Consider the following 22,634-nt stretch of genomic DNA (forward strand, 5'->3'; position numbering starts at 1 on the left):
AGTGACCGTGGATTCCAATATACCTCTAAAGGCTTCAAACGTAAGCTAGATGCGGCAAAGATGACACAAAGCATGTCACGAGTGGGTCGTTGTATTGATAATGGACCCATGGAGTCCTTTTTTGGGACACTGAAATGTGAGAAGTATTATTTACATAAATATAAGACATTTGAGGAACTTACTACCGCGATAGATGCGTACATCCATTTTTATAATCATGAAAGATACCAAAAAAGATTAAACGGCCTTAGCCCTATGGAATATAGAGCGATGGCCGCATAAATCTTTTTTATTATTTCCACTGTCTACTTGACAGGGGGCAGTTCACTACTTTTAAGTGAGGTTCTTAATATGTTAGAATGCACTTACACGCAACTCCTTTTGTTTTAGTGGTTTAAAACAAGTCTAACAAATTTAGGAGTTTGCGTGTCTTCTTTTTGTTTGATTTTTTTCTCTACCCCAACCTATATTTTAGAGCCAAAAAACCAAGCCCAGCCAATTTGGATCAGCTGTGCTTGGTTTTTGGTTCGAATTTATTGTACAGTTGCTTCTTTAACCTCTTGCTGCATCGCTTGTAAAGCGACTTCATTCAAATAGTTTACTGGCTTATTAAAGTGCGGTTGGAAGAAGAAATCGGTTAATGCTAATTGCTCGATCGTCATATCGTTAGCAATTGCGACACTGACTGTATTGACAACCTGGGTTAAATCGGTATCAGAGATAACTTGAGCGCCAACAACTCGATGGCTTTCTACTTCATAAACAAGCTTTAATTTAATCACATTGTTTTCTGGCATAAAGTCAGGACGGTATGTTTCTTCTAAATATGCAGAGCGTACAGTAATGCCATTAATTTCGGCTGCTGATTCGGTTAACCCAGTTGAACCAATGTAATGATTATAGATTTTTAAACCAGATGTTCCTTGTGTACCTGGATGTGGAATCTTAGCTTCAACAAGGTTTTGAGCAACGAGTGTGCCCATTCTAACTGCGTTTGTCGCTAATGGAATGTAAGCTGCTTGCTTCGTCGGGTTATAAGGAACGGCACAGCAATCGCCAGCTGCATAAACATCAGTAGCACTAGTGCGCATATACTCATCAACGACAATTGCGCCATTAGGAAGCATGTCAACCTGACCTTTAATTAACTCAGTGTTAGGACGGAAGCCAATACACATTACGACTAAATCTGCTTTAACTTCGCTTTTGTTGGTAATGACCTTTTCGACCTTGCCGTTACCCTCAAAGCCAGATACCATTTCGTTTAATAACAGGCTAACGCCTTTTTCCCGGAATGACGCTTCGACAGGATCAGTAAAGGTTTTATCTAAATAGCGGTTAAGAATTCGTGATTCAGCATCGATTAACGTAACATTCTTACCGTTTTCCTCAAATGCCTCAACAAGCTCAACACCAATATAGCCACCACCAACAACGGCAACATTATTAACATGTTCTGAGCGACGAATGATGTCTTTGGCATGGTCATAGTTTTTACATAATACGACATTTTCTAGATTCGAGCCAGGAATTGGTGGTGTAATTGGCCAAGAGCCAGTCGTGATAATTAGTTTATCATAAGCGTGTTCTGAAATTTCATCACTATTTAAGTCTTTGGCAGATAATTGTTTCTTGTTAATATCAACATTTAATACTTCATGCTGCATGTGCATTTTAATGCCTTGCTCTTGAAAACCTTCTACTGAAGCATAAAAAAGTGATTCAGCTTCTTCGACAACCCCACCAACATAAAGGGCAATTCCACAAGATAGGAACGAAACCGTATCATTACGTTCAAACACCTCAATTTGTGCATCGGGATAAAGAGCGAGCGTATTTTTAATTGCTGAAGTACCTGCGTGTGTACATCCAATAACAGCGACTTTCATAATTAAATCATCCTCCGTTTTTTAGGTTCATTATTTCACATTTCTCTCTAAACATACATCAATCATCTTGCAAAACTTATTATACTCTTAAGTTTTTAAAGTAGCAACGACTTTGTACTATATTTCACAAACTTTTTTATTCATTGCTATGATGTCGGGATTTGTCGACAGCCACGTTAAAAAATTCACAAAGTTGTCACATGTTAATGGCCATGAATTATTTATAAATTTGTATTAATTAAATTTTTTCTTGAATTTTTATCCCATTTTACTAGTCTGTTGGATAAAAAAAAAGCCCCAATTGGGGCTTTTCGCGTTTTCATATTACGCATACCGACTTGCAATATCTGCTTGTAAAGCTTTGTCACTGACATATTCATCGTAGCTCATTTCTTTATCAATCAATCCGTTTGGTGTAATTTCAATTAAACGGTTAGCGACACTGTTAATAAACTGATGGTCGTGAGAGGTGAACAGGAGTGACCCTTTAAAGTTAATTAGACCATTGTTGACAGATGTAATGGATTCAAGGTCTAAGTGGTTAGTCGGTTCATCCATTACCAATACATTAGCGCTTGAGAGCATCATTTTTGATAGCATACATCGCACTTTTTCACCACCGGACAACACCTTAGCTTTTTTCAATGCTTCCTCACCAGAGAAGAGCATTCTTCCTAAGAATCCGCGTAGAAAGGTTTCCGTTTGATCCTCTAGCGGAGCATACTGACGGAGCCATTCAACAAGCGTTAACTCATTGTTCTCAAAAAATTCGCTATTGTCTTTAGGGAAATACGATTGAGACGTGGTAACGCCCCACGAGAATTCACCCTCATCCGGTTTCATCTCGCCCATTAAAATATCAAATAGAACGGTCTTCGCTTGCTCATCACGACCGACAAAGGCTACCTTATCAGCACGGTTAAGCGTAAAGCTAACCTTGTCTAATACCTTTACACCATCAATTGTTTTGCTAATACCGTCAACACGTAGTAAATCATTTCCAATTTCACGTCCAGCTTTGAACGCCACATAAGGATAACGGCGAGAAGATGGCTTAATATCATCTAGCGTAATATTATCAAGCATTTTTTTACGAGATGTTGCCTGTCTTGACTTTGATGCATTTGCACTAAAGCGAGCAATAAAGTTTTGTAGCTCTTTCATTTTCTCTTCTTTCTTCTTGTTCTGATCTTGAGCCATCTGTAAAGCAAGCTGGCTTGATTCATACCAGAAATCGTAGTTCCCAACATACAATTCGATCTTGCCATAATCAACATCAGCAATATGGGTACATACTTTGTTTAGAAAATGTCTATCGTGTGAGACAACAATAACGGTGTTGTCGAAATTAATTAAGAATTCCTCTAGCCATTGAATTGCCTGAATATCCAAGTGGTTGGTTGGCTCATCAAGTAAGAGAATATCAGGAGAACCAAATAATGCTTGGGCAAGTAATACCTTTACTTTTTCAGAACCACTAAGCTCAGCCATTTTCTTGTCATGCAAAGTTTCTTCAATCCCTAACCCTTTTAGCAAGATAGCGGCATCAGATTCTGCTTCCCAGCCATTTAATTCAGCGAATTCACCCTCTAGCTCAGCGGCACGCATGCCATCTTCTTCAGTAAATTCAGCTTTGGCATAAACCTCATCTTTTTCCTTCATGACTTGATGAAGGCGTTCATGGCCAAGAATAACGGTTTCAAGAACGTGAAAGTCCTCGTAAGCAAAGTGATCCTGTTTTAAGACAGCTAATCGCTCATCCTTTCCTAGTGAAACATGCCCTGATTGTGCATCAATCTCACCAGACAATACTTTGAGAAACGTTGACTTTCCAGCCCCATTTGCTCCGATAAGGCCGTAGCAATTCCCAGGTGTGAATTTTATATTAACATCTTCAAATAACTTCTTATCTCCAAATCGTAAACTTACATTTGTTGCTTGTAGCATCGTTATCGCAATCCTCCATAAAAAAAGACATAATTAAAGCTTAGCTTAAGCTAAAAATAAGGATAAGTCAATGCTACATGCGCTTATTTAATCATTAGTTGATAAATTAAGTTTGAAATATTTTTTTTCGGGTAAAGTATCCATTAGACGTAAATATCATTTCAAAGTCGAGATGAAACACTTGAATAAACTAGGAGGCGTTAACGTGGCTAAGGATTTTTTAAAAGCAGTAGAGGATCGTCGGTCTATTTATGTGATTAGTAATGAAAAGGTTGTTCCAGAGGAGCGAATTGAAGAGGTAGTAAAATTTGCAGTTAAGCATACACCGTATTCGTTTAACGCAACAAGCGGACGAGTGGTTGTGCTATTTGGTGAAGAACACAACAAGCTGTGGGAGCTCGCTAAGGATGAGCTACGGAAAATTGTTCCTGTCGAAAACTTTGCAGACACTGAAGGCAGAATAGATGGCTTCAAGGCGGGCTATGGAACAGTCCTGTTTTTTGAAGACCAAGAAGTCGTAAAAGGTCTTCAGGAACAAATGGCACTATACAAAGATAATTTCCCAATTTGGTCAGAGCAGGCATCAGGAATGCTTCAATTTGTTGTGTGGACAGCTCTTGAAAATGAGGGATTAGGTGCTACCTTGCAGCACTATAATCCATTAATTGATGAAGGTGTTAAACAACATTGGCACACACCAGACAGCTGGGTGTTACGTGCACAAATGCCGTTTGGTAAGCCGGAAATTAAAGCTGGTGAAAAAGAATTCCAACCGCTTGAAGAACGTGTGAAGGTTTTTAAATAAGTGCCCCAACCAGAGTCCGCCTTAACATAGGGCGGACTCTCACAAATTAACCCAATCAGGTATTTCCATCGTGCAGAGCATCGCGAGTTCTTTTTCACGGTCATGTGTATAAGAGCTAATGTCGATTAATGCTTGATCGACGATGCCAGGGTGAACCATAACCTCAACAGATTCAGCCTTAATCCTCTTTAATTGTGAAAAAAGATCTAACTCAAGCTCATCTTTATAAAATTTCAGCCAAATATTGTCTGTAAATAGAATATCGGTCTGGTCTTTTAATGAAGGGACATAACGAACAGGAACTTGATAGTCTTTTGCTAACTTAATCATCAGTGTTTTAAGTTGTGGCCAGCCATGTACATGGTGATGACTATCAATATGATCTAGCTTTAAGCCAGTTGCTAGAAACTGCTCAATTTGAGCGCGGAACTCTGTTTCAATATCACTAAGCTCATACTCATTAATTGAGATAGCTGATTTAGCAAATTTAAAGTGACCACTTTGATTAACTAAGTTTGGAACATCTTGAGCTATTGGTTTACCATGTGTTAAAACCAGGTGAATGCCAACCGCTAATGTCGGATTCTCCTTAGCTAAAGCGATTGCATAATTAACTGCCTGACCATTCATCATCAATGTGGTTGATCTAACTACACCTTCTTTATGGCTCTTAATAATCCCATCTGTTATCCCTTTTGTTAGCCCGTAATCGTCAGCATTAAAAATAATTTTCATTTTTTAAACTCCTTTATTCATTTGATAAGGGTTACTGTTCAATCTTCTTTTTCATTATATGAAGACAAACGTATTCAATGCGACATGACGTAAGTTTGGGTTATGATTTGGACGATCCTTTGACCTCGTTAGTTATTAATAGCAAGTTGCTCAAGCAGTTGCTCGATGAATGGTTCAACGGCTTTAGGTGACTGCAATCTGACTAGCATGACGTGGCGGTCTCGTTTTGCTAAATGTGCTTCTGTTTGCCCTAGCTGTTGACGCCTAAATAGTAGGACATATTTGAAAAAATCCCAATTTAACCGTTCGTTACAGCCCTCCGCCATATCTGGGCGTGTTTTGTTACGGTAGGTAAAATAACGTTTTATAACACCCCATAAACAACGCCAGGTTGGATAATCTAACAGTACAACTAGCTCAGCATGTGCCAACCTGAGCGGTAGCGTTCGGTTGTAATTACCATCAATGATCCATTCTTCTGTCTGTAAAATGTGAACAAGCTGTTGCTCAAACTCTTCTCTAGGCGTTTCTTGCCAAGCTGCACGCCAAAATAGCTTGTCTAGGTGATGGAGAGTGATGGAAAGCTTTGTTGAAATTTTATTAGCTAGCGTTGATTTACCAGATCCAGGACTTCCGAGTATAATAATACGTTTCACTGTTATCCTCCTAACCTATAGACCAGCATCCAGGTCATACAAATGCTGAAGCCTTCTTGTCACTAGCCCCGGTACACCACTTCCAATTTGGTCACCATCGATTTGAACGACTGGCAATACCTCTATCCCGCTACTCGTTAGAAAGACCTCATCAGCAGTTAGCATTTCCTCAAGGGTAAAAGCGCGTTCTTCAATAACCAGACCATCTGTTCTTGCTAAATTCAACAATTGTGTCCTGACACAGCCATGTAAAATCCGTTCTGTGGCAGGGTGTGTATAAATAACATGATCCTTAATTATATAGACATTAGCCGCTGTTGATTCAGTTACAGTGCCATCACGGTGGAAAATGGCATCGAAGGCTCCCTGCTCCGCTGCCGCTTGCTTAGCAAGCACATTGGGCAAGAGATTTAAGCTTTTAATATAACAATAGTGCCACCGAATATCCTTGTGTGTGATCGCTTTAACACCATTTTTCAAGTTAGCTAATGGACGAGGTAAGGCATCAGTATATGCATAAAAATTAGGCTCACAGTCTGGAAAAAGATGAAGGCGCTTAGCTGACCCACGGGTTACTTGTAAGTAAATTGAGCCGTCGTGATCGACCTCGTTCTGTTCTAGCAACACTAACAATTGTTTATGTAACTGTTCTCTTTCTATAGGCATCCGGAGCTTAATGGCTTCTGCTGATCGATACAGCCGATCTAGGTGTAGTGATATTAAATAGGGCTCTCCTTGATAAACACGAATAACTTCATAAATACCATCGCCAAATTGTAGCCCACGTTCCTGATAAGGATAAAGTACAGTATCCTCTGCAACAATTCCTTGATTTGTTAATAAATAAGCGCCCATGCTAACACTCCATTCCAGTTAAGTAACCCTATTATAACAGGTTTACAACCGTTTATTTAGATGATATGATAAAAATAAATAGAAAAAAATAGAAATAAATTAGTGAATACCCTTGACCTAATTATAAGATTAATCTAAATGTTTAAGACAGCGAATAAGGGAGGGATTATATTGTGTTAGCGGATCAAGTCATTCTTGCAATGGTGCTTGTTTTATTTATTACCAATCGGATAATTGATCGTTACTTCACCAGACGCTATAACTTAATGAGTAAAAAAAGTAATTATATTAACAAACGCCATAGGACGGTTGAGCAAGCTTTACGTTTTACGGCATTGCTTATCTGTGGTGTTTTATACTATATGAGGGAAGAAACGGAGATTACAATTACAATAAGCTACTTGGGGCTCATTGTTTTATTGATGATGTTCTTATTATTAAGCGTACGGGCTTGGTTTTACTGGACGCATTCCGTAGGACCGAAGCGGACCCGTGTTGCTCTAATTAGAATGGTAAATGCTTTTGTTATGCTTATTGTTGCTATTCTTGTTTTTGCTTTTTAAATTTTTCCTGAAGTAAAATGAATATAATATAGAAAGCGAGAGATTATTATAAAATTTTTATTATTAATTCTCATCACTTTGGTTCCTTTTCTGATCATTGAAGTTAAAGTAACAAAACGCATGCATGCTAAGTTCCAGTTAGAACAACAGACTAAGGAAGAGGCCTTGGTTGTTAATCTGTATCACTTTCTAACTAATTGCTTTATTGCCCTAATTTCCCTTGCTGTTTTTTACTTCCTACCGGAGCGTTATGGTTTTTATTTAATACCTTCTTTATTGCTCGTCTTTTACTTAACCCGTGCAGGCTTCGAGTACTTTCGGTCTGATGAACCAAAGCGGGCTTATGTGACGTTGTTCAGTTTTGCTGTTTATCTCAGCGTTATTGCGACAGTAGCGCTTGAGTACATGTTCTTTTACGCAACTTTTGCACACTAAGAATAGTCATGAAGCCTTGCTCGTGTTTGGGAGCGTCGGTCTGCAATACCCACGTTGTGAAGAAATGCGCGCCAAAAGTGTGTGTTCAGCTCATCTTATTTCCGCAGGAGTCTTATGGTGGGAGTGGCTACGCTTCAGCAGGGTAAATACCTAGAGATGCCTTTGGGTTATTAACAATAGCATAATCAGAAGGGGAGACGATCTACTGGTCCTGCCATTGCGAAGACTTAACCCTTCAGCTAGCTTAGCTGACCGTTAATATGATGATGCGAAAGTTGAGTTAGGAAAGGGGCGGCGCATCTAGTTGGCCGCTGGTATTATAATTCTCGTTGTTGCTGTTATCTTTATTTCTATTCATGTTCTATACAAAATATTTAGCAAGCGCTTCAATTCGGTTTTTCTTTACTGCCCTTGTTAGTAGCATCTAGTAAACTACCAGATTCTTCTTTTGAACGCACTTATTACGTTAGTTTTTTTGTACTAGAGGTTATCTTGTTATTAGAATTAGTTAGCGCTTGTTGCCTTGGGAAGTCTGCTAATTATTTTTAGCAATAGTAGTAATAGGAACGCATTTTTATGTGGCAAATTAGTTTCATTGACTAACACGGAGGTAGGTTTTATGGTCTATTTACTCGTTATTAGCTATGCTGTTTTATTTGGTAGCGTTGGCTTTAGGATAAGAAAACATTTGCTTAATAAGTATCTACTAAGTAGTCGTAAAGGTAATGGGGAACACTATCTTCATGAGCATGATCGGCGAAGGATGAGCATCTACCACGTGCTCCTGATAACATTGTATATTATTGCCGTGATGGCCGTTATCGAGCAACAAGCGGTTAGAATACTATTGGGCAGTGTTCCGATTCTAGGCAGTGGCCTCATTCAAATGGGGTTTGAATGGTTTACATCCTCAGAGCGGAAGCAAGCCTATGTGACAGGGGTGGTTACGACCAGCATCCTAGCCTGGTACTTGCTAAGCAGCTTTACAATCATTCAACTCATGCTTTAATATGTAAAATAGTTTTCGGAGGTAAAGCTAAACCCTAGCGAAAAGAAAAGAGACACTCTATGATAAATGTATGCTTAGCGGCAAATACACTTAGAAAGAGGTCCCTTATGGAATCTATTATAACAAATCTATTCAAATTAATAAAGAAATCTGTTAATCTTATTGCGTTTGAAGAAAGCGTCCGCACACCAGTTAGGTCAAGTGTTTACCTTGATGAATCGTGCCATTGTGAAACAAAACAAGCAGAAGGGTGGACAGTCGAGCGTAGTGATGACAGGGCCATGCAATATTTGCGTTTGGCGTCGTTCAGTGTACTCACACCCTTATGCATGATGAGAAAGGTCAATCAAGGTATCCGCTTGATGAATGGGCTGGCTTTAAGAAATATTAGCGAAGAAGCCCCTATGTGGAATTGAAAGTAGCCGAAATGGCAGCAGAAAGTACGTATCAAGAAACGGCACGTGTCTTAAAAGAATGGACGGCAGTGGACATAAGTCATACGATGGTTGGGGCGATCGTGCGGAAAGTGGGCGCTGCGCAAGCTAAAGTAGATGAAGAGCTGATTTTAGAATTAGATGAATTAACTGATCTACCTGAAAGAAAAGCCATTAATTTTCTTTATGCTGAAACTAATGGTGTGTTTGTGCGTGGAACGGAGGAAAAGAAAAGTCACGAAGTCAGTCATGCGATCTTGTATGAGGGCTGGGAGAAAAACGGGAAACGCGTGTCGTTGAGCCAACCGATGGTTAAAGTGAAGCAAGGGAAACTGAATGATACCCCCAGAGAATCCTATCTTAAAGGGCAAAAACGAAGCGTTAGAGAGCAACGCACACAACACGTATGTCTATGTACCTTCGTCAACCAACACGCCCGTCTATTGGGACTAAATCAGGGGCAATTGCGCTGCATGTCCCGCATACATCACCCATTGGAAGATTAGCAAGAAGTTTTAGATAATCATCCTGGCTGTTAGGGGTAGTGTCTTGGGCTTGAAGACCGTATGACCAACGGCTAAGTCACCAAACGATGGCAATCGTGCGGTAGCCAAAACGTGTACAATAATAGAGTGCAAAACCTTTGGGTTAAAAAGGTACCGAGAAAAGTTTGACACAAACGTTAAATATATTAACGCATCTAATATAGACCTATTATGGTAAAATCAAATTAAAAGGTCTTTGTATATTTTAAAGAGACTTATCACTGCTACTGGAAAAGAGTTGTTGATGATGACCACACTAAATGATGTAGCTAAAAAGGCAAACGTTTCAAAAATGACAGTATCACGAGTGATCAACCACCCAGAACAGGTAACAGAAGAATTAAGAGCGTTAGTTCATGCAGCTATGAAAGAATTAAATTATAAGCCTAATGTTATGGCGAAGGCACTAGCTAATAATCGCACGCAGATTATTAAACTATTAATATTAGAGGAGATGGACTATGTTGAACCATACTATATGCAGCTTCTAGTTGGGATTGCAAATGAACTTGATAAGCATGCATATGGTTTACAACTGGTTACGAAACGGAATACACAGATTGGCGATTCCGATGGTTATATTGTATGTGGTATGCGCGAGGCTGATTATGAATGGCTTAATACTTTGGAAAAACCAATCGTATTATTTGGTGAAAATACGCATGGATACAACTTTGTCGACAGTGATAATCAAAAAAGCATTGAAAGAGCAGTTGATTATGCGATTTCACTCGATTATGAAAGGATCATTTTTGTCGGTGTTGATGTTAATGAACCTTTTGCAATCTCAAGAGAGAAAGGCTATTTATCAGCGATGGAAAGGCATAATAAGTATGTATCCATGTTTAGATTGGAGAATCGGTCAAAATATTCTGCGGCATTTGTTCGTGAAAATTGGGAGACCTTTGTTCCGAATACGGCATTCATATGTGCATCAGATCGATTGGCATTAGGGATTATTAGGGAAGTAAAAGAACAAGGAGGATCTATACCAGAAGATTTTGGCGTCATTGGCCATGATGGTGTATTTCTTGACCGAATCGCATATCCCTATTTAACAACACTCAAGCAGTCGGTTGATAAAATGGGAGCGGCGACTGCTCAACTTGTCTTACAAAAGATTAACGCATCTGGATCTGATCAAGGAAATATCCTGTTTGATACTGAATTAAAGTTGGGTGGAACGACTAGATTGAAGAAGAATCAAATACATACTTAAGCAGAGCTGATCATGTATCATGCTCTGCTTTTTTTTGTGGAAAGTATAAATCTCTATTCATACTTTTTCATCTGAATTGATTGCATATTCGTCAACGAAATGTGGAAAAATATAGAATCTGTTGACGAAAGCGTTAGATGTCCACCTTTTTCGTTCAAAGCACTTTTCTGTTATCGGTAACACGAAATATTAGCTTGTTTCTGATGTAGGAGATGCTAGAATAATTTTGAAAGCGTTTTATCGTCTTGGCTTTCATTCACTTTCCAAAAAAAGAACTAAAGATTGCAAGTTGGAAGTGAAAGAGCCCCTAGTTGAAGTTACCCACTACAAGGAGGTGAAAAAAATGTCTAGTCCTGAAAAAAGTGAAATAATCTATCAAATATATCCAAAGAGTTTTCAAGATACAAATGGTGATGGATTGGGTGATCTCCAAGGGATAATTGACCGTCTGGATTATATTAAGTCGCTTGGTGTGACCATGATCTGGTTAAACCCCATTTTTGAATCGCCACATGTAGACAATGGCTATGATGTATCTGATTACTACACGATCGATTCGAAGTATGGAGATGAATTAATCGTAGATAGGTTGATAGAAGCTGCACATGCAAACGGATTAAAAGTCATGTTTGATTTAGTATTAAATCATACTTCCACTAAGCATTGGTGGTTTCAAGAAGCCCTAGAAGGGCCGAATAATCGATATCGTGATTATTACATATGGAAAAAATCCGCCAGGAAAGATCATCCTCCGAATAATTGGGCATCTTTCTTTGGAGGATCTGTTTGGGAACTAATTGATGAAGATAGTATGTATTACTTTCATTTATTTGATAAGGAGATGCCCGATTTGAATTGGCGTAATCCTAATGTTCGGGAAGAGATGATACGTATTGCTCTATATTGGCTTGATAAAGGAGTGGATGGATTTCGGCTTGATGCCTTTATCCATTTGGAGAAAGAACATGGATACCCAGATGTCCCATACGCCGACCCAGGGCAGTGCAGTATTGCGGAAGAATATTATGCAAATCTCCCAAAAGTGGATGACTATATTAAAGAATTTGTCTTAAAAATAAAAAAGCATTATCCCAACGTTTACATACTTGGGGAAGCTGCCTCTGCTGACCCGGACAGAGGTGTTCAATATACGTTGCCAAGAGGGGAAGCATGTAATTCTATCGTCTCATTTAGGTATTTTCCAATGAAAGACCGTTTGAACGATGAACAGTTTTTAATCGATGGTAAACCAGAAATGCTTGATGTTAAGCAATTTAAACAGGTTATGGCTGAATGGCAAAGTAAATTAGGTGAAATAAGTGAACCGACTTTGTATTTAAATAATCATGATATGCCAAGAGCGGTGTCTCGATTGGGTGATGCCAAGAAATTCAGAGAAGATAGTGCCAAGACACTTGCAACGGTGATGTACCTACAAAAAGGTGTGCCAGTCATTTTGAATGGTGAAGAGATTGGAATGAAGAACTTAGAGGTTAAAAGCTGGGAAAATAGCAGATTGAAGAATGGCCAAGAGACCGTTAATTGGCTTATCGAAAAGGGTGTTTCTGAAAAAGTACTTAAGGAATATCTAAGTTCAATCAGTATAAATGCAAGTAGGGGTGCCATGCAATGGACGGATGGAGAATTTGCTGGCTTTTCAACTGAAGAACCGTGGAGTGGTGTAAACCGAGAAAGTCATTACAATGTGGCAGCGCAAGCATCAAACACAACGAGTATATTGTCACATTATAGAATATTACTCAACCTTAAAAAGAGGGCGCTTTTTTCAATCGGTAACTATGAGATGTATGTGGTCAAAAGTCCGATTTTAGCCTATGGACGTCAGTATAAAAGTGAAAAAGCGATTATAATAGCCAACCTGAGTGATGAAACGCAAACAAGCGAAATAAAGCGCTTGAAAAGTTTAAAATATGAGATTCTATTGCAAACAGGAACAGTTCGAGTTTGTGGGGATACCTTGATCGAGTTAGCGCCTTTTGCTTCAATTGTTTTAATCATTAAGGAAAAAAAGGAGAAGAGATAATGAATACAGCAGCTTTATATCATAGACCGGAAAGTGAGTATGCCTATCTATACGAAAAAGGTCATTTCCATATTAGGATGAGAACACAACTTGGTGATGTGACACGAGTAGAATTGCTTAGTGGCGATCCTTATACGCTTCATTCGGATGAATGGTTTAGAGATGGCGTAGCAATGGAGAAAGTATATAGTACCAATCTACACGATTATTGGCTGATCGATACCAATGAACCGACCAATCGCATATCTTATGGTTTTCGTGTCGTTGGTGAAGACGGTGTAGAAGTGTTTTTTTCTGATCAGGGCGTACAACCTTTTGAAGCATCATTACTTCGGGAAGCTAATGCCTATTTCAGAATGCCCTATGTACATGAGATTGATGCTTTTAAAGCACCTACGTGGGTAAGAGACACAATATGGTATCAAATATTTCCTGAACGCTTCTCAAATGGAGATGCTACTTTAAATCCTGAAAATACACTAGCTTGGGAGGAGAAAGCGAATCCTGGGAGAGATGATTTTTATGGTGGTGACTTACAAGGGATCATTAATAATCTTGACTATCTAAAAGAACTAGGAATAAATGGGCTTTACCTATGTCCGATCTTCAAGGCTGCCTCAAATCATAAATATGACACAATTGACTATTATGAAATTGACCCTGCTTTTGGTAATAAAGCTACATTTAAAAAACTCGTTAAAGAAGCGCATGACAGAGGGATTAAAATAATGCTTGATGCTGTTTTTAATCACCTAGGCTGGCATTCTCCACAATGGCAAGATGTTTTGGCTCATCAAGAGCGTTCAGAATATAAGGATTGGTTTCATATTCATGAATTTCCGGTCAAAAATTTAGGCGATCTTACCACTGATGAGATGGAGAATGTCGGCGTAGTCAATTATGAAACATTTGCATTTACAGGACATATGCCGAAGTTAAATACCGCAAATCCAAAGGTGCAGGCTTATCTACTAGACATTGCAACATATTGGATCAAAGAATTTGATATTGATGCATGGCGCTTAGATGTGGCCAACGAGGTCGACCATACATTTTGGAAACAATTTTATAAAGAAACAACGTCAATTAAATCCGACCTTTATATATTAGGTGAGATTTGGCACTCGTCACAAAGCTGGCTAAATGGAGACGAGTTCCACGCTGTGATGAATTATGCTTACACGAATAACATTGAAAATTACTTTTTCAATAACACCCTCACGCCAATGCAAATGGTAGCTGGATTAAATACGCAGCTAATGTTGTATCGCCAACAAACAACAGAAGTGATGTTTAACTTACTAGACTCTCACGATACCGCGAGAATTTTAACAAAGGCTAACGGAAATAAAGCTCGGGTGAAAGCTGCCTTATTCTTTATGTTTACACAAACTGGCACGCCATGCATTTATTATGGAACAGAGATCGGACTTGATGGAGGAAACGATCCTGATTGCAGAAAGTGCATGGTCTGGGACACGGAACGACAGGATCTTGATATGCTCAATTTTACCAAAGATATGATTCGCTTTAGAAAAAGGTATGCAGAAATTCTGACTTACGGAAAAGTCGAATGGCATGATCTAAGAGATGATGAACAGGTAATTGGTTATAAAAGAACTTTGGGAAATGAAACGCTTATTTTCTATTTCAATCAAAGTAAAGAAAAGGTGAAACTTGATCGACTTCTAGAGAATGCAGATATACAGCTATCAATAAACCTCGCTCAAGATGAAGAAGGTCTGACACTGCAAGAGGATGGTTTTGTTGCTTGTTATCATGTTAAGGGAGATAAGAGTGAATAGCTAGCTTGATCAAAAATATTTACTTTGAGAAGCATTAAAATATTGAGTGAAATGAGATTTACAGCGCTACAAATATCAGTATGACCTTGCTTCAAGCAATCAAACAAACTTCGGTTCAACTGATCGTAACGAAGAGGTGCTAAGTTTACTATTCTACTATTTTATTAACATTTTTTCCATAAAAACCCAACTTGAATATTGATACCGGTAACATTGAGAAACCAATTGCAAAACGTTTTGATTAAAATATAATTGATTTTGTAAACGATTACAAGATGCTAAAGGAGGAAGGGTTAAATGAAATTTTATAAATTAATAGGATTAAGTGCAATGGCTTTTGTCATGGTTGCCTGTGGTAACGGTTCAGAAACAGAAACAGGAAACAACACCGAAAATACCGAAAATGGATCAAATGGAGAAGTGAGTGGCTCAATTGAGGTTGGGGTAGGTGAGGATTATGTTGAATTCGTTGAAGCAATCATTCCAGCCTTTGAAGATGAATACGGTGTGGAAGTAACCGTTTCAGAACGGGATATGTTCGATACCCTTGAAGCTGTGCCGTTAGATGGTCCAGCAGGTCTGTCTCCAGATGTTTTACTCTCACCTTATGATCGAATCGGTGGAATGGGCCAGCAAGGACATTTAAGTGAGCTTACTTTACCTGATGATGGGCGTTACGATGAGACGGATGAGCAACAAGTAACGGTAAATGATCAAGTATATGGGGTGCCTTTTGTGATTGAATCATTAGTATTGTTTTATAACAAAGATTTGATTGAAGCACCGCCTATGACCTTTGAAGAATTGGAAGAGCTAGCAGATGAGGAACAATACGCCTTTACTGGTCAGTCTGGTACCAGCACAGCATTCTTGGCTAATTGGGTAGATTTCTATAATTCCTATGGCCTGATCTCCGGATTTGGTGGATACGTTTTTGGGGGTGATGGGGAGGATACTGCAGATATTGGTCTAAATACAGCTGAAGCAATAGAAGGAATAGAATACGCGCAAAAGTGGTTCAATGACATTTGGCCAGAAGGCATGTTAGATGTAACGAGTGCAGGTGACTTCATTGACGACCAATTTATTCAAGGGAATGCGGTAGCGGTCATTAACGGTCCGTGGGGTGCGGCCAACTATCGGGATAGTGGTGTTAATCTAGGTGTTGCGCCAATTCCTACCCTTCCGAACGGTAATCCTTATGAACCTTTCGCTGGTGGAAAAGGGTGGGTTATCCCTTCTTATTCCGAGAATTTCGAAGCGGCAGCTGCATTTGTTGCCTTTGTTACAAATGAAGAAAATATGATGTTACTTTACGAGGACTATACCAATGAGATTCCAGCCAATCAACAGGCAAAAAGTACAATTAGTGATGCAGCAGATGACGAATTAGCTATAGCCGTAATTGATCAATATAACAACGCTGTGCCGATGCCGAACATTCCAGAAATGGCTGAAGTATGGACAGGTGCAGAATCAATGATGTTTGATGCAGGTTATGGAAATAAAACGGCTGAGGAGTCGGCTAATGATGCTGTCCAAACGATATCAGAAAATATTGAGCAAAAATACTAATAACACATATTGAAGATGACGGGGTGATGCGGCAGGGGGATGACTACAGTCCCTGCCGTCTTATTCTTATCTGAATCAGGAGGGTGTGAGAAGCTTGGAAAATGGAGATGTAAACGAGAAAATATTGTCAAGAGAAGAAAGAAAACAGATAAATAAAGTAGCATGTCTTTCAATTATTCCTGGTTTAGGACAATTCTATAATAAACAGATTATTAAAGGTGTTATTTTTATAGCTATTTTCTTTTTATTAGTTTGTGAGATGATCTTCTATGGTTTCGAGGCACTACAAGGATTGGTCTCTTTGGGAAATATACCGCGAGAAGATCATTCCCTTTTTCTTTTAATTGAAGGAACGATTCAAGTTCTTATCATCGTTATATACCTTATTTTTATGGTGGCTGTCATGGTGGATGCTAGGAAGATAGCGAAGAAGAGGATTATTAGCCCGAGTACAGTAACCTATTCAATAAAAGCGACTGCAGTCAGTTTATATGAGAATGGTTTCCCATATTTATTAACGATTCCTGCTTATCTCGTTATGATACTTGCCATTGTCTTCCCAGTACTCGTGACAATTTTTATCGCTTTCACGAACTACAATTTTCATAATATACCGCCTGCTAACTTGGTTGACTGGGTTGGTTTTGAGACGTTTAGTAGTATTTTCACGTTGACCACCTATCGAGATACATTTTTTTCAGTTTTCTCATGGACCATTATTTGGACGGTTGCGGCTACCACCCTTCAATTGATTATTGGTGTATTTACAGCCCTAGTTCTTAATCAACCACATATCAGATTTAATCGTTTTTTCGGTGTAATCATGCTATTACCATGGGCAGTACCGGCATTTATTACGATCTTAACGTTTTCAAATATCTTTAATCCAAGTGTGGGAGCAATAAATACACAGGTCATTCCGTTTTTTAATCAGTTGATTCCTTTTATTGATATCCCGTCTATTTCGTGGAAGGTGGATCCTTTCTGGACGAAGATAGCGATTATTATGATTCAAGGATGGGTTGGCTATCCTTATATTTACGTATTAACATCTGGGATACTGCAGTCTATTCCAAAGGACTGGTATGAAGCTTCAGTTATTGATGGAGCATCGGCCATCCAAAAATTTAGACACATTACAATGCCACACATTTTTGCGGTGGCAGCACCGATCTTTATTACGCAATATACAGGAAATTTCAATAATTTTAATCTTATCTATTTGTTTAATGAAGGGGGTCCTGGAAGTATCGGTAGTGGCGCAGGATCGACTGATATTCTAATTTCTTGGATTTACAAACTAACGACAGGCACGTCACCACAATACAATATTTCAGCGGCGGTCACGTTGATTATCTCAGCAATTGTCATCACGATATCAATGGTTATATTCAGTAAAACGCGCGCTTTTGAGATGGAGGATTGAAAATGAGAAAAAGTAAAAAGATTAGGACACAGAAGCTTGGTCGTTTCTGGAATAAGTTTTTCTCTTATGCGTATTTAATGTTGATGTCCGTTGTAATTATCTATCCGTTGTTGATAACGGTCACTTCTGCGTTCAGAACAGGAAATATTATGGCATTTGATTTAAACCTCAGTGGCCCATGGTCTTTGAATAATTTTACTAGACTGTTTAATGACACCCTTTATGGAACATGGTACTTAAACACGTTAAAAGTTGCAGGCATTACGATGGTTATTCAGGTTGCTGCGATCACTTTAGCTGGTTACGCGTATAGCCGCTATCGGTTCACAGGAAGAAAGCAGAGCATTAAATTCTTCTTAATTATTCAAATGGTTCCAACGACTGCTGCGTTAACTGCTTTTTATGTTATGGGGTTATTAGTAGGCGGATTAAATTCGCATTGGTTTTTAACCTTAATTTATATCGGTGGTGGCATTCCAATGAACACATGGTTAATGAAAGGTTATTTTGATACGGTTCCTCTTGAATTAGATGAATCAGCTAAGCTTGATGGAGCAGGTCACCTTAGAACATTTTGGCAGATTATTCTGCCGCTTGTTAAGCCAATGCTCGCTGTGCAGGCATTATGGGCATTTATGGGGCCATTTGGTGAATACATGTTAGCCAGATTCTTGTTGCGTACACCTGAACTGTATACATTGGCGACAGGCTTACAAACATTTATTAATAATCCTAGAGATCAGCGCGTCACTTTATTTGCTGCCGGTGCTATTCTGATTGCCATTCCCATTTGTTCATTATTTTTCTATCTACAAAAACATTTCGTTTCTGGTTTAACAGCAGGTGGAACGAAGGGGTAAGTATATTTTGAACCTGATATAGGAAGTAGGGATAAATATGACAATAGCTCGCTTTCCGTTTAATTATTTTATAAATATTGTGACACCAACTAGAGCTTTTTTGAACAGGAGAGCAATTGGTTGGCCGACAATCGTGATTTTACTCGTGTTCTTAAATGCGTTGATCACAATACCAGTATCCCTGCATTTTGCCAAAAGTGATGAAATCGGTATTGAACAGTTCTACCCAAAATCTTTTAAAATGATTGATGCGGAAACACACGCGTATTTATCTGATATAGCAAATGAAGATGGCGTCATTCAGACCGAATCCGCCGTTTTACTTAAGAAGGAAGAGGGTGTGGTGTCGATTGGTGAACCAAATGAGGAAGTGGTTGAAGATCATCGTGTGACCGTCATATTTAAAGCAGATGAATTTATTATAAAAGAAGACTCACTACCAGAGTTATCTGTTTTTTATACGACTGATTTCTCACCAGATCAAACTACTCCTGCTGAGCTTAGAAGTGAACTAAATCGACAGTGGCGGATTAACAATCAAGTATACATCGTTGCGATAATGACCTTTTTGATTTCGTCTATGACGTTTATTATGCTCGTTTTTCTGGTAATGGGTTCGGCACTATTTCTTTATGTAACGAAAAAAAGTCAGCTTACTTCTATTACTTCTTATAAGGAATCAGTAGCAATCATCCTATATGGATTAGGTATTCCAACGTTTGTTGCTTTTATTTTCGGTCTAGTCCAATTCGACATTATCTGGATGATGACCATTCAAACGATAGGGTTAGCGATCATGATCGTCATGATGTATTTTAAAACAAAGTTTAGCGATCGAGAACAAATCAGCATATAGGAGTGAATGTATTTATGGAACGATTATTTGAGATTAATCCGTGGAAATTAACATCAAATAAATTAGAGAAGAATAAAAGACTACAAGAAAGCCTCACGTCGATAGGAAATGGATACATGGGGTTAAGAGGCAACTTTGAAGAGGGTTACTCGAAGGATACACATATCGGTACATATATAGCAGGTGTATGGTTTCCGGATAAAACGAAAGTAGGTTGGTGGAAAATTGGCTATCCCGACTACTTCGGGAAGGTAATCAATGCGACCAATTTCATCCCAGTTGATGTCTATATCAATGATCATAAATTAGATTTATCTAAAGATCAAATTGATCAATTTGTATTAGAATTAGATATGAAACAAGGTATTTTAACCCGATCATTTATATGGGAAAAAAATGATCTGAGAGTGGCTTTCCGTTTCACTCGATTTGTAAGTGCGTCTGTCAAAGAATTAGCGGTTGTGAACATTAAAGTGCAAGTTATTAAGGGAAATGCGCAGCTATCACTCATTCCATTTATGGATGGGAACGTGGTGAATGAAGATAGTAATTATCAAGAAAGCTTCTGGGATGAAATAAATAAAGGATCTAGCCCATATCCATTTCTAACGACGAGAACAAAGGAAAATCCTTTCGGCACTGAGCAATTTACCGTAACAACGATGATGGGTAATCAAATAAAAGGTATTCGAAAACAAAGAGAGCAAATCAAGTCCATGTATGTAGATGAACAATTTCACGGGAGTCTCTCAGTAGGGGAAGAAGTGGAGCTGACAAAATTTATCTCCGTCATTACAAGTAGAGATGTGTCTGATCAAGATCATATAGAAAAGGCTAGTCAAGTGATCGAATTAGCAATAGCGAACGGGTGGGAAGGAGTTCTGCATGATCATAAGGAAGAATGGGATGATAGGTGGAATAATGCGGACGTCATTATTACGGGAGATGATGCCAGTCAACAAGGTATTCGGTTTAACATCTTTCAACTGTTCTCGACTTACTATGGGGAGGACCCTAGACTAAATGTAGGACCTAAAGGATTTACTGGTGAGAAATACGGTGGAGCGACATATTGGGATACAGAAGCTTGTATTTTACCCATGTATTTGTCCGTGACGAACGAGGAAACATTCAAGCAACTACTCGTTTATCGTCATAATCAATTGGATGAGGCTTATGTTAATGCCAAAAAACAAGGCTTAGAAGGTGCGCTTTACCCAATGGTTACGTTTACTGGAATTGAATGCCATAATGAATGGGAAATTACGTTCGAAGAAATTCATCGTAATGCTGCGATAGCACATGGGATATTTAATTATACGACATATACAGGAAATGAATCGTATCTATTAAAACAGGGAATTGATATTTTAGTAGGTATTTCGCGTTTCTGGGCTAATCGCGTCCATTATTCTGAAAGCAATAAACAATATATGATTCATGGTGTTACCGGTCCCAATGAATATGAAAATAATGTGAGTAATAATTGGTATACCAATACAATGGCGGCATGGTGTCTGGATTATACACGTGAAACAGTAGATAAGATCGGAGAAGATAAATGGGTTGAATTAGGTCTTTCTAATCCAGAAATCGAGAATTGGCGTGAGATTTCGCAAAACATGTACCGCCCAATTAGTGAGGAATTAGATGTGTTTATCCAGCATGATACTTTTCTCGATAAAGAGTTAAGAACGGTTGATACGTTAGAACCGACAGAAAGACCAATTAATCAGAATTGGTCTTGGGACAAAATATTAAGATCACCATTTATCAAGCAGGCTGATGTTCTACAAGGTCTATATTTTTTAAATCACATGTTTACGAGAGAAGAAAAGGAACGGAATTTTAACTTCTATGAACCGATGACTGTGCATGAATCATCATTATCGCCATTGGTTCATTCCATTTTAGCATCTGAGCTAGGGAAAACAGACAAAGCATTTGAAATGTATGAGAGAACCGCGCGATTGGATTTGGATAATTATAACAATGATACAGAAGATGGTCTTCACATTACATCTATGAGTGGCGGATGGTTATCGATTGTTCATGGGTTTGCAGGAATGCGTACGTATACAAAAGAGCTCACATTCACCCCGTATTGTCCAGATCATTGGCAAGGTTATGAGTTTAAACTGAACTATCGCGGAAGGTTACTTAAAGTAAAGGTCAATCACCAATTAGTAGAGTTCTATTTAGAAAAAGGAGACCCGCTTAATATGGTCGTTTTCAACAGAACGGTGACCTTGAAGGAATACCATTCTGTACCTATAAATAAAAGGAATGCTGAGGACCTTCTATGATAAAGGGATTGGTATTAGATTTGGACGGTGTCATCGCAGATACGGCGGAATATCATTATTTAGCATGGAAGTGGTTAGGCGAACAGCTTGGCATACAAATTGATCGTGAATTTAATGAGCAACTTAAAGGGATAAGTCGGTTAGAATCATTAGAGTTAATTCTGACTCATGGTCAATTAAATGATGCTTTTTCTGAAGTAGAAAAAAATAATTTAGCTGCTAAAAAGAATGACGTATATAAAAAATATATTAGCGAAATAGTCCCGACAGACATCTTGCCTGGAATAAACGATTTATTGTCGGAGGCCAAGGTTAGAGGATTGAAGCTATCGATAGCATCTGCAAGTATGAATGCACCAGATATTCTCAAAAACTTAAAAGTCGACATGTATTTCGATGCGATTGTCAATCCAGCTTCACTTAAGCATGGGAAACCAGATCCGGAAATTTTCATAAAAGCTGCTCAACTGCTAGGTTTATCACCTGAACAATGTATTGGCATTGAGGATGCAGAGGCCGGTATTGAAGCAATAAATGGAGCGGGCATGTTTTCGGTAGGTGTTGGGGCAGAGATTTTAATGAAAAATGCCGATTTCTTTGTTGCTGAGACCAATTATTTAAACCTAGGAGATCTGCTATCTCAAGTAGGGAAATGCTAATAAACAAGGAG

At 38.6% G+C, this 22,634-nt stretch carries 21 protein-coding genes; 16 read left to right on the plus strand and 5 right to left on the minus strand.

The window, feature by feature from the left end; translation table 11 throughout:
• The coding region (locus BM000_RS08150; RefSeq protein ID WP_143063913.1) for an IS3 family transposase at positions 1 to 282 on the plus strand (282 nt) is incomplete at its 5' end.
• 251 nt (positions 283 to 533) lie between these two features.
• On the opposite strand, the gene BM000_RS08155 is transcribed toward BM000_RS08150, so the two are convergent.
• Both BM000_RS08155 and BM000_RS08160 read right to left on the minus strand, forming a co-directional pair.
• Positions 534 to 1,889 (minus strand): FAD-dependent oxidoreductase, encoded by a 1,356-nt coding sequence (locus tag BM000_RS08155; protein WP_091496745.1) that lies wholly within the window; start codon positions 1,887 to 1,889, stop codon positions 534 to 536.
• A 324-nt stretch (positions 1,890 to 2,213) separates the two neighbouring features.
• Complete coding sequence (locus BM000_RS08160; protein WP_091496747.1) at positions 2,214 to 3,836, minus strand: ABC-F family ATP-binding cassette domain-containing protein; 1,623 nt, start codon at positions 3,834 to 3,836, stop codon at positions 2,214 to 2,216.
• A 172-nt stretch (positions 3,837 to 4,008) separates the two neighbouring features.
• On the opposite strand from BM000_RS08160, the gene BM000_RS08165 reads away from it, so the two are divergent.
• The gene (locus BM000_RS08165; protein ID WP_143063918.1) at positions 4,009 to 4,641 is read left to right on the plus strand and encodes a nitroreductase family protein; all 633 of its coding nucleotides are present in this window, start codon (positions 4,009 to 4,011) and stop codon (positions 4,639 to 4,641) included.
• 39 nt (positions 4,642 to 4,680) lie between these two features.
• On the opposite strand, the gene chbG is transcribed toward BM000_RS08165, so the two are convergent.
• The 3 genes from chbG to dat form a co-directional block, all read right to left on the minus strand.
• Positions 4,681 to 5,376, minus strand: coding sequence for a chitin disaccharide deacetylase (chbG, locus tag BM000_RS08170; protein WP_091496751.1), 696 nt, complete (start codon positions 5,374 to 5,376; stop codon positions 4,681 to 4,683).
• Between the two features lie 128 nt (positions 5,377 to 5,504).
• Positions 5,505 to 6,032 (minus strand): NB-ARC domain-containing protein, encoded by a 528-nt coding sequence (locus BM000_RS08175; RefSeq protein ID WP_091496753.1) that lies wholly within the window; start codon positions 6,030 to 6,032, stop codon positions 5,505 to 5,507.
• A gap of 15 nt (positions 6,033 to 6,047) precedes the next feature.
• Positions 6,048 to 6,887: a D-amino-acid transaminase gene (gene dat / locus BM000_RS08180; protein WP_091496755.1), complete on the minus strand. Its 840-nt coding sequence runs from the start codon at positions 6,885 to 6,887 to the stop codon at positions 6,048 to 6,050.
• Between the two features lie 173 nt (positions 6,888 to 7,060).
• Between dat and BM000_RS08185 the strand changes: the two genes are divergently transcribed.
• The 14 genes from BM000_RS08185 (at position 7,061) to pgmB (ending at position 22,623) form a co-directional block, all read left to right on the plus strand.
• Complete coding sequence (locus BM000_RS08185) at positions 7,061 to 7,450, plus strand: DUF4181 domain-containing protein (protein ID WP_091496757.1); 390 nt, start codon at positions 7,061 to 7,063, stop codon at positions 7,448 to 7,450.
• A 120-nt stretch (positions 7,451 to 7,570) separates the two neighbouring features.
• Entirely contained in the window at positions 7,571 to 7,885 is a 315-nt protein-coding gene (locus tag BM000_RS08190) for a hypothetical protein (protein WP_091496760.1), read from the plus strand.
• Between the two features lie 619 nt (positions 7,886 to 8,504).
• Positions 8,505 to 8,894 carry a hypothetical protein gene (locus tag BM000_RS08195; protein WP_091496762.1) on the plus strand — a complete coding sequence of 130 codons (390 nt, stop codon included), beginning with the start codon at positions 8,505 to 8,507 and terminating at the stop codon, positions 8,892 to 8,894.
• Positions 8,895 to 9,001: 107 nt separating this feature from the next.
• Positions 9,002 to 9,310, plus strand: a complete 309-nt coding sequence (locus tag BM000_RS08200; RefSeq protein WP_091496764.1) for a hypothetical protein — start codon at positions 9,002 to 9,004, stop codon at positions 9,308 to 9,310.
• A gap of 11 nt (positions 9,311 to 9,321) precedes the next feature.
• The gene (locus tag BM000_RS08205) at positions 9,322 to 9,834 is read left to right on the plus strand and encodes a UPF0236 family transposase-like protein (RefSeq protein WP_143063914.1); all 513 of its coding nucleotides are present in this window, start codon (positions 9,322 to 9,324) and stop codon (positions 9,832 to 9,834) included.
• A gap of 286 nt (positions 9,835 to 10,120) precedes the next feature.
• On the plus strand, positions 10,121 to 11,092 hold the full coding sequence (locus BM000_RS08210; protein WP_091496768.1) for a LacI family DNA-binding transcriptional regulator: 972 nt from the start codon (positions 10,121 to 10,123) through the stop codon (positions 11,090 to 11,092).
• Positions 11,093 to 11,435: 343 nt separating this feature from the next.
• The gene (locus BM000_RS08215) at positions 11,436 to 13,136 is read left to right on the plus strand and encodes an alpha-glucosidase (RefSeq protein ID WP_091496770.1); all 1,701 of its coding nucleotides are present in this window, start codon (positions 11,436 to 11,438) and stop codon (positions 13,134 to 13,136) included.
• Positions 13,136 to 14,941 carry a glycoside hydrolase family 13 protein gene (locus tag BM000_RS08220; RefSeq protein ID WP_091496773.1) on the plus strand — a complete coding sequence of 602 codons (1,806 nt, stop codon included), beginning with the start codon at positions 13,136 to 13,138 and terminating at the stop codon, positions 14,939 to 14,941. The genes BM000_RS08215 and BM000_RS08220 overlap by 1 nt, the downstream gene beginning before the upstream one ends.
• Before the next feature lie 297 nt (positions 14,942 to 15,238).
• Complete coding sequence (locus BM000_RS08225) at positions 15,239 to 16,516, plus strand: extracellular solute-binding protein (protein ID WP_091496775.1); 1,278 nt, start codon at positions 15,239 to 15,241, stop codon at positions 16,514 to 16,516.
• A gap of 94 nt (positions 16,517 to 16,610) precedes the next feature.
• Positions 16,611 to 17,942, plus strand: a complete 1,332-nt coding sequence (locus BM000_RS08230) for a carbohydrate ABC transporter permease (RefSeq protein WP_218144090.1) — start codon at positions 16,611 to 16,613, stop codon at positions 17,940 to 17,942.
• A 2-nt stretch (positions 17,943 to 17,944) separates the two neighbouring features.
• Entirely contained in the window at positions 17,945 to 18,802 is an 858-nt protein-coding gene (locus BM000_RS08235; RefSeq protein WP_091496777.1) for a sugar ABC transporter permease, read from the plus strand.
• 37 nt (positions 18,803 to 18,839) lie between these two features.
• Positions 18,840 to 19,658: a DUF1189 family protein gene (locus tag BM000_RS08240; protein WP_091496780.1), complete on the plus strand. Its 819-nt coding sequence runs from the start codon at positions 18,840 to 18,842 to the stop codon at positions 19,656 to 19,658.
• Between the two features lie 14 nt (positions 19,659 to 19,672).
• Positions 19,673 to 21,964, plus strand: coding sequence for a glycoside hydrolase family 65 protein (locus BM000_RS08245; protein ID WP_091496782.1), 2,292 nt, complete (start codon positions 19,673 to 19,675; stop codon positions 21,962 to 21,964).
• Positions 21,964 to 22,623, plus strand: coding sequence for a beta-phosphoglucomutase (pgmB, locus tag BM000_RS08250; protein ID WP_218144092.1), 660 nt, complete (start codon positions 21,964 to 21,966; stop codon positions 22,621 to 22,623). Before BM000_RS08245 ends, pgmB begins: the two co-directional genes overlap by 1 nt.
• The last annotated feature ends 11 nt before the right edge of the window (positions 22,624 to 22,634 follow it).

The sequence above is a fragment of the Amphibacillus marinus genome, from assembly GCF_900110345.1.
Classification (GTDB): Bacteria; Bacillota; Bacilli; order Bacillales; family Amphibacillaceae; genus Amphibacillus_D; species Amphibacillus_D marinus.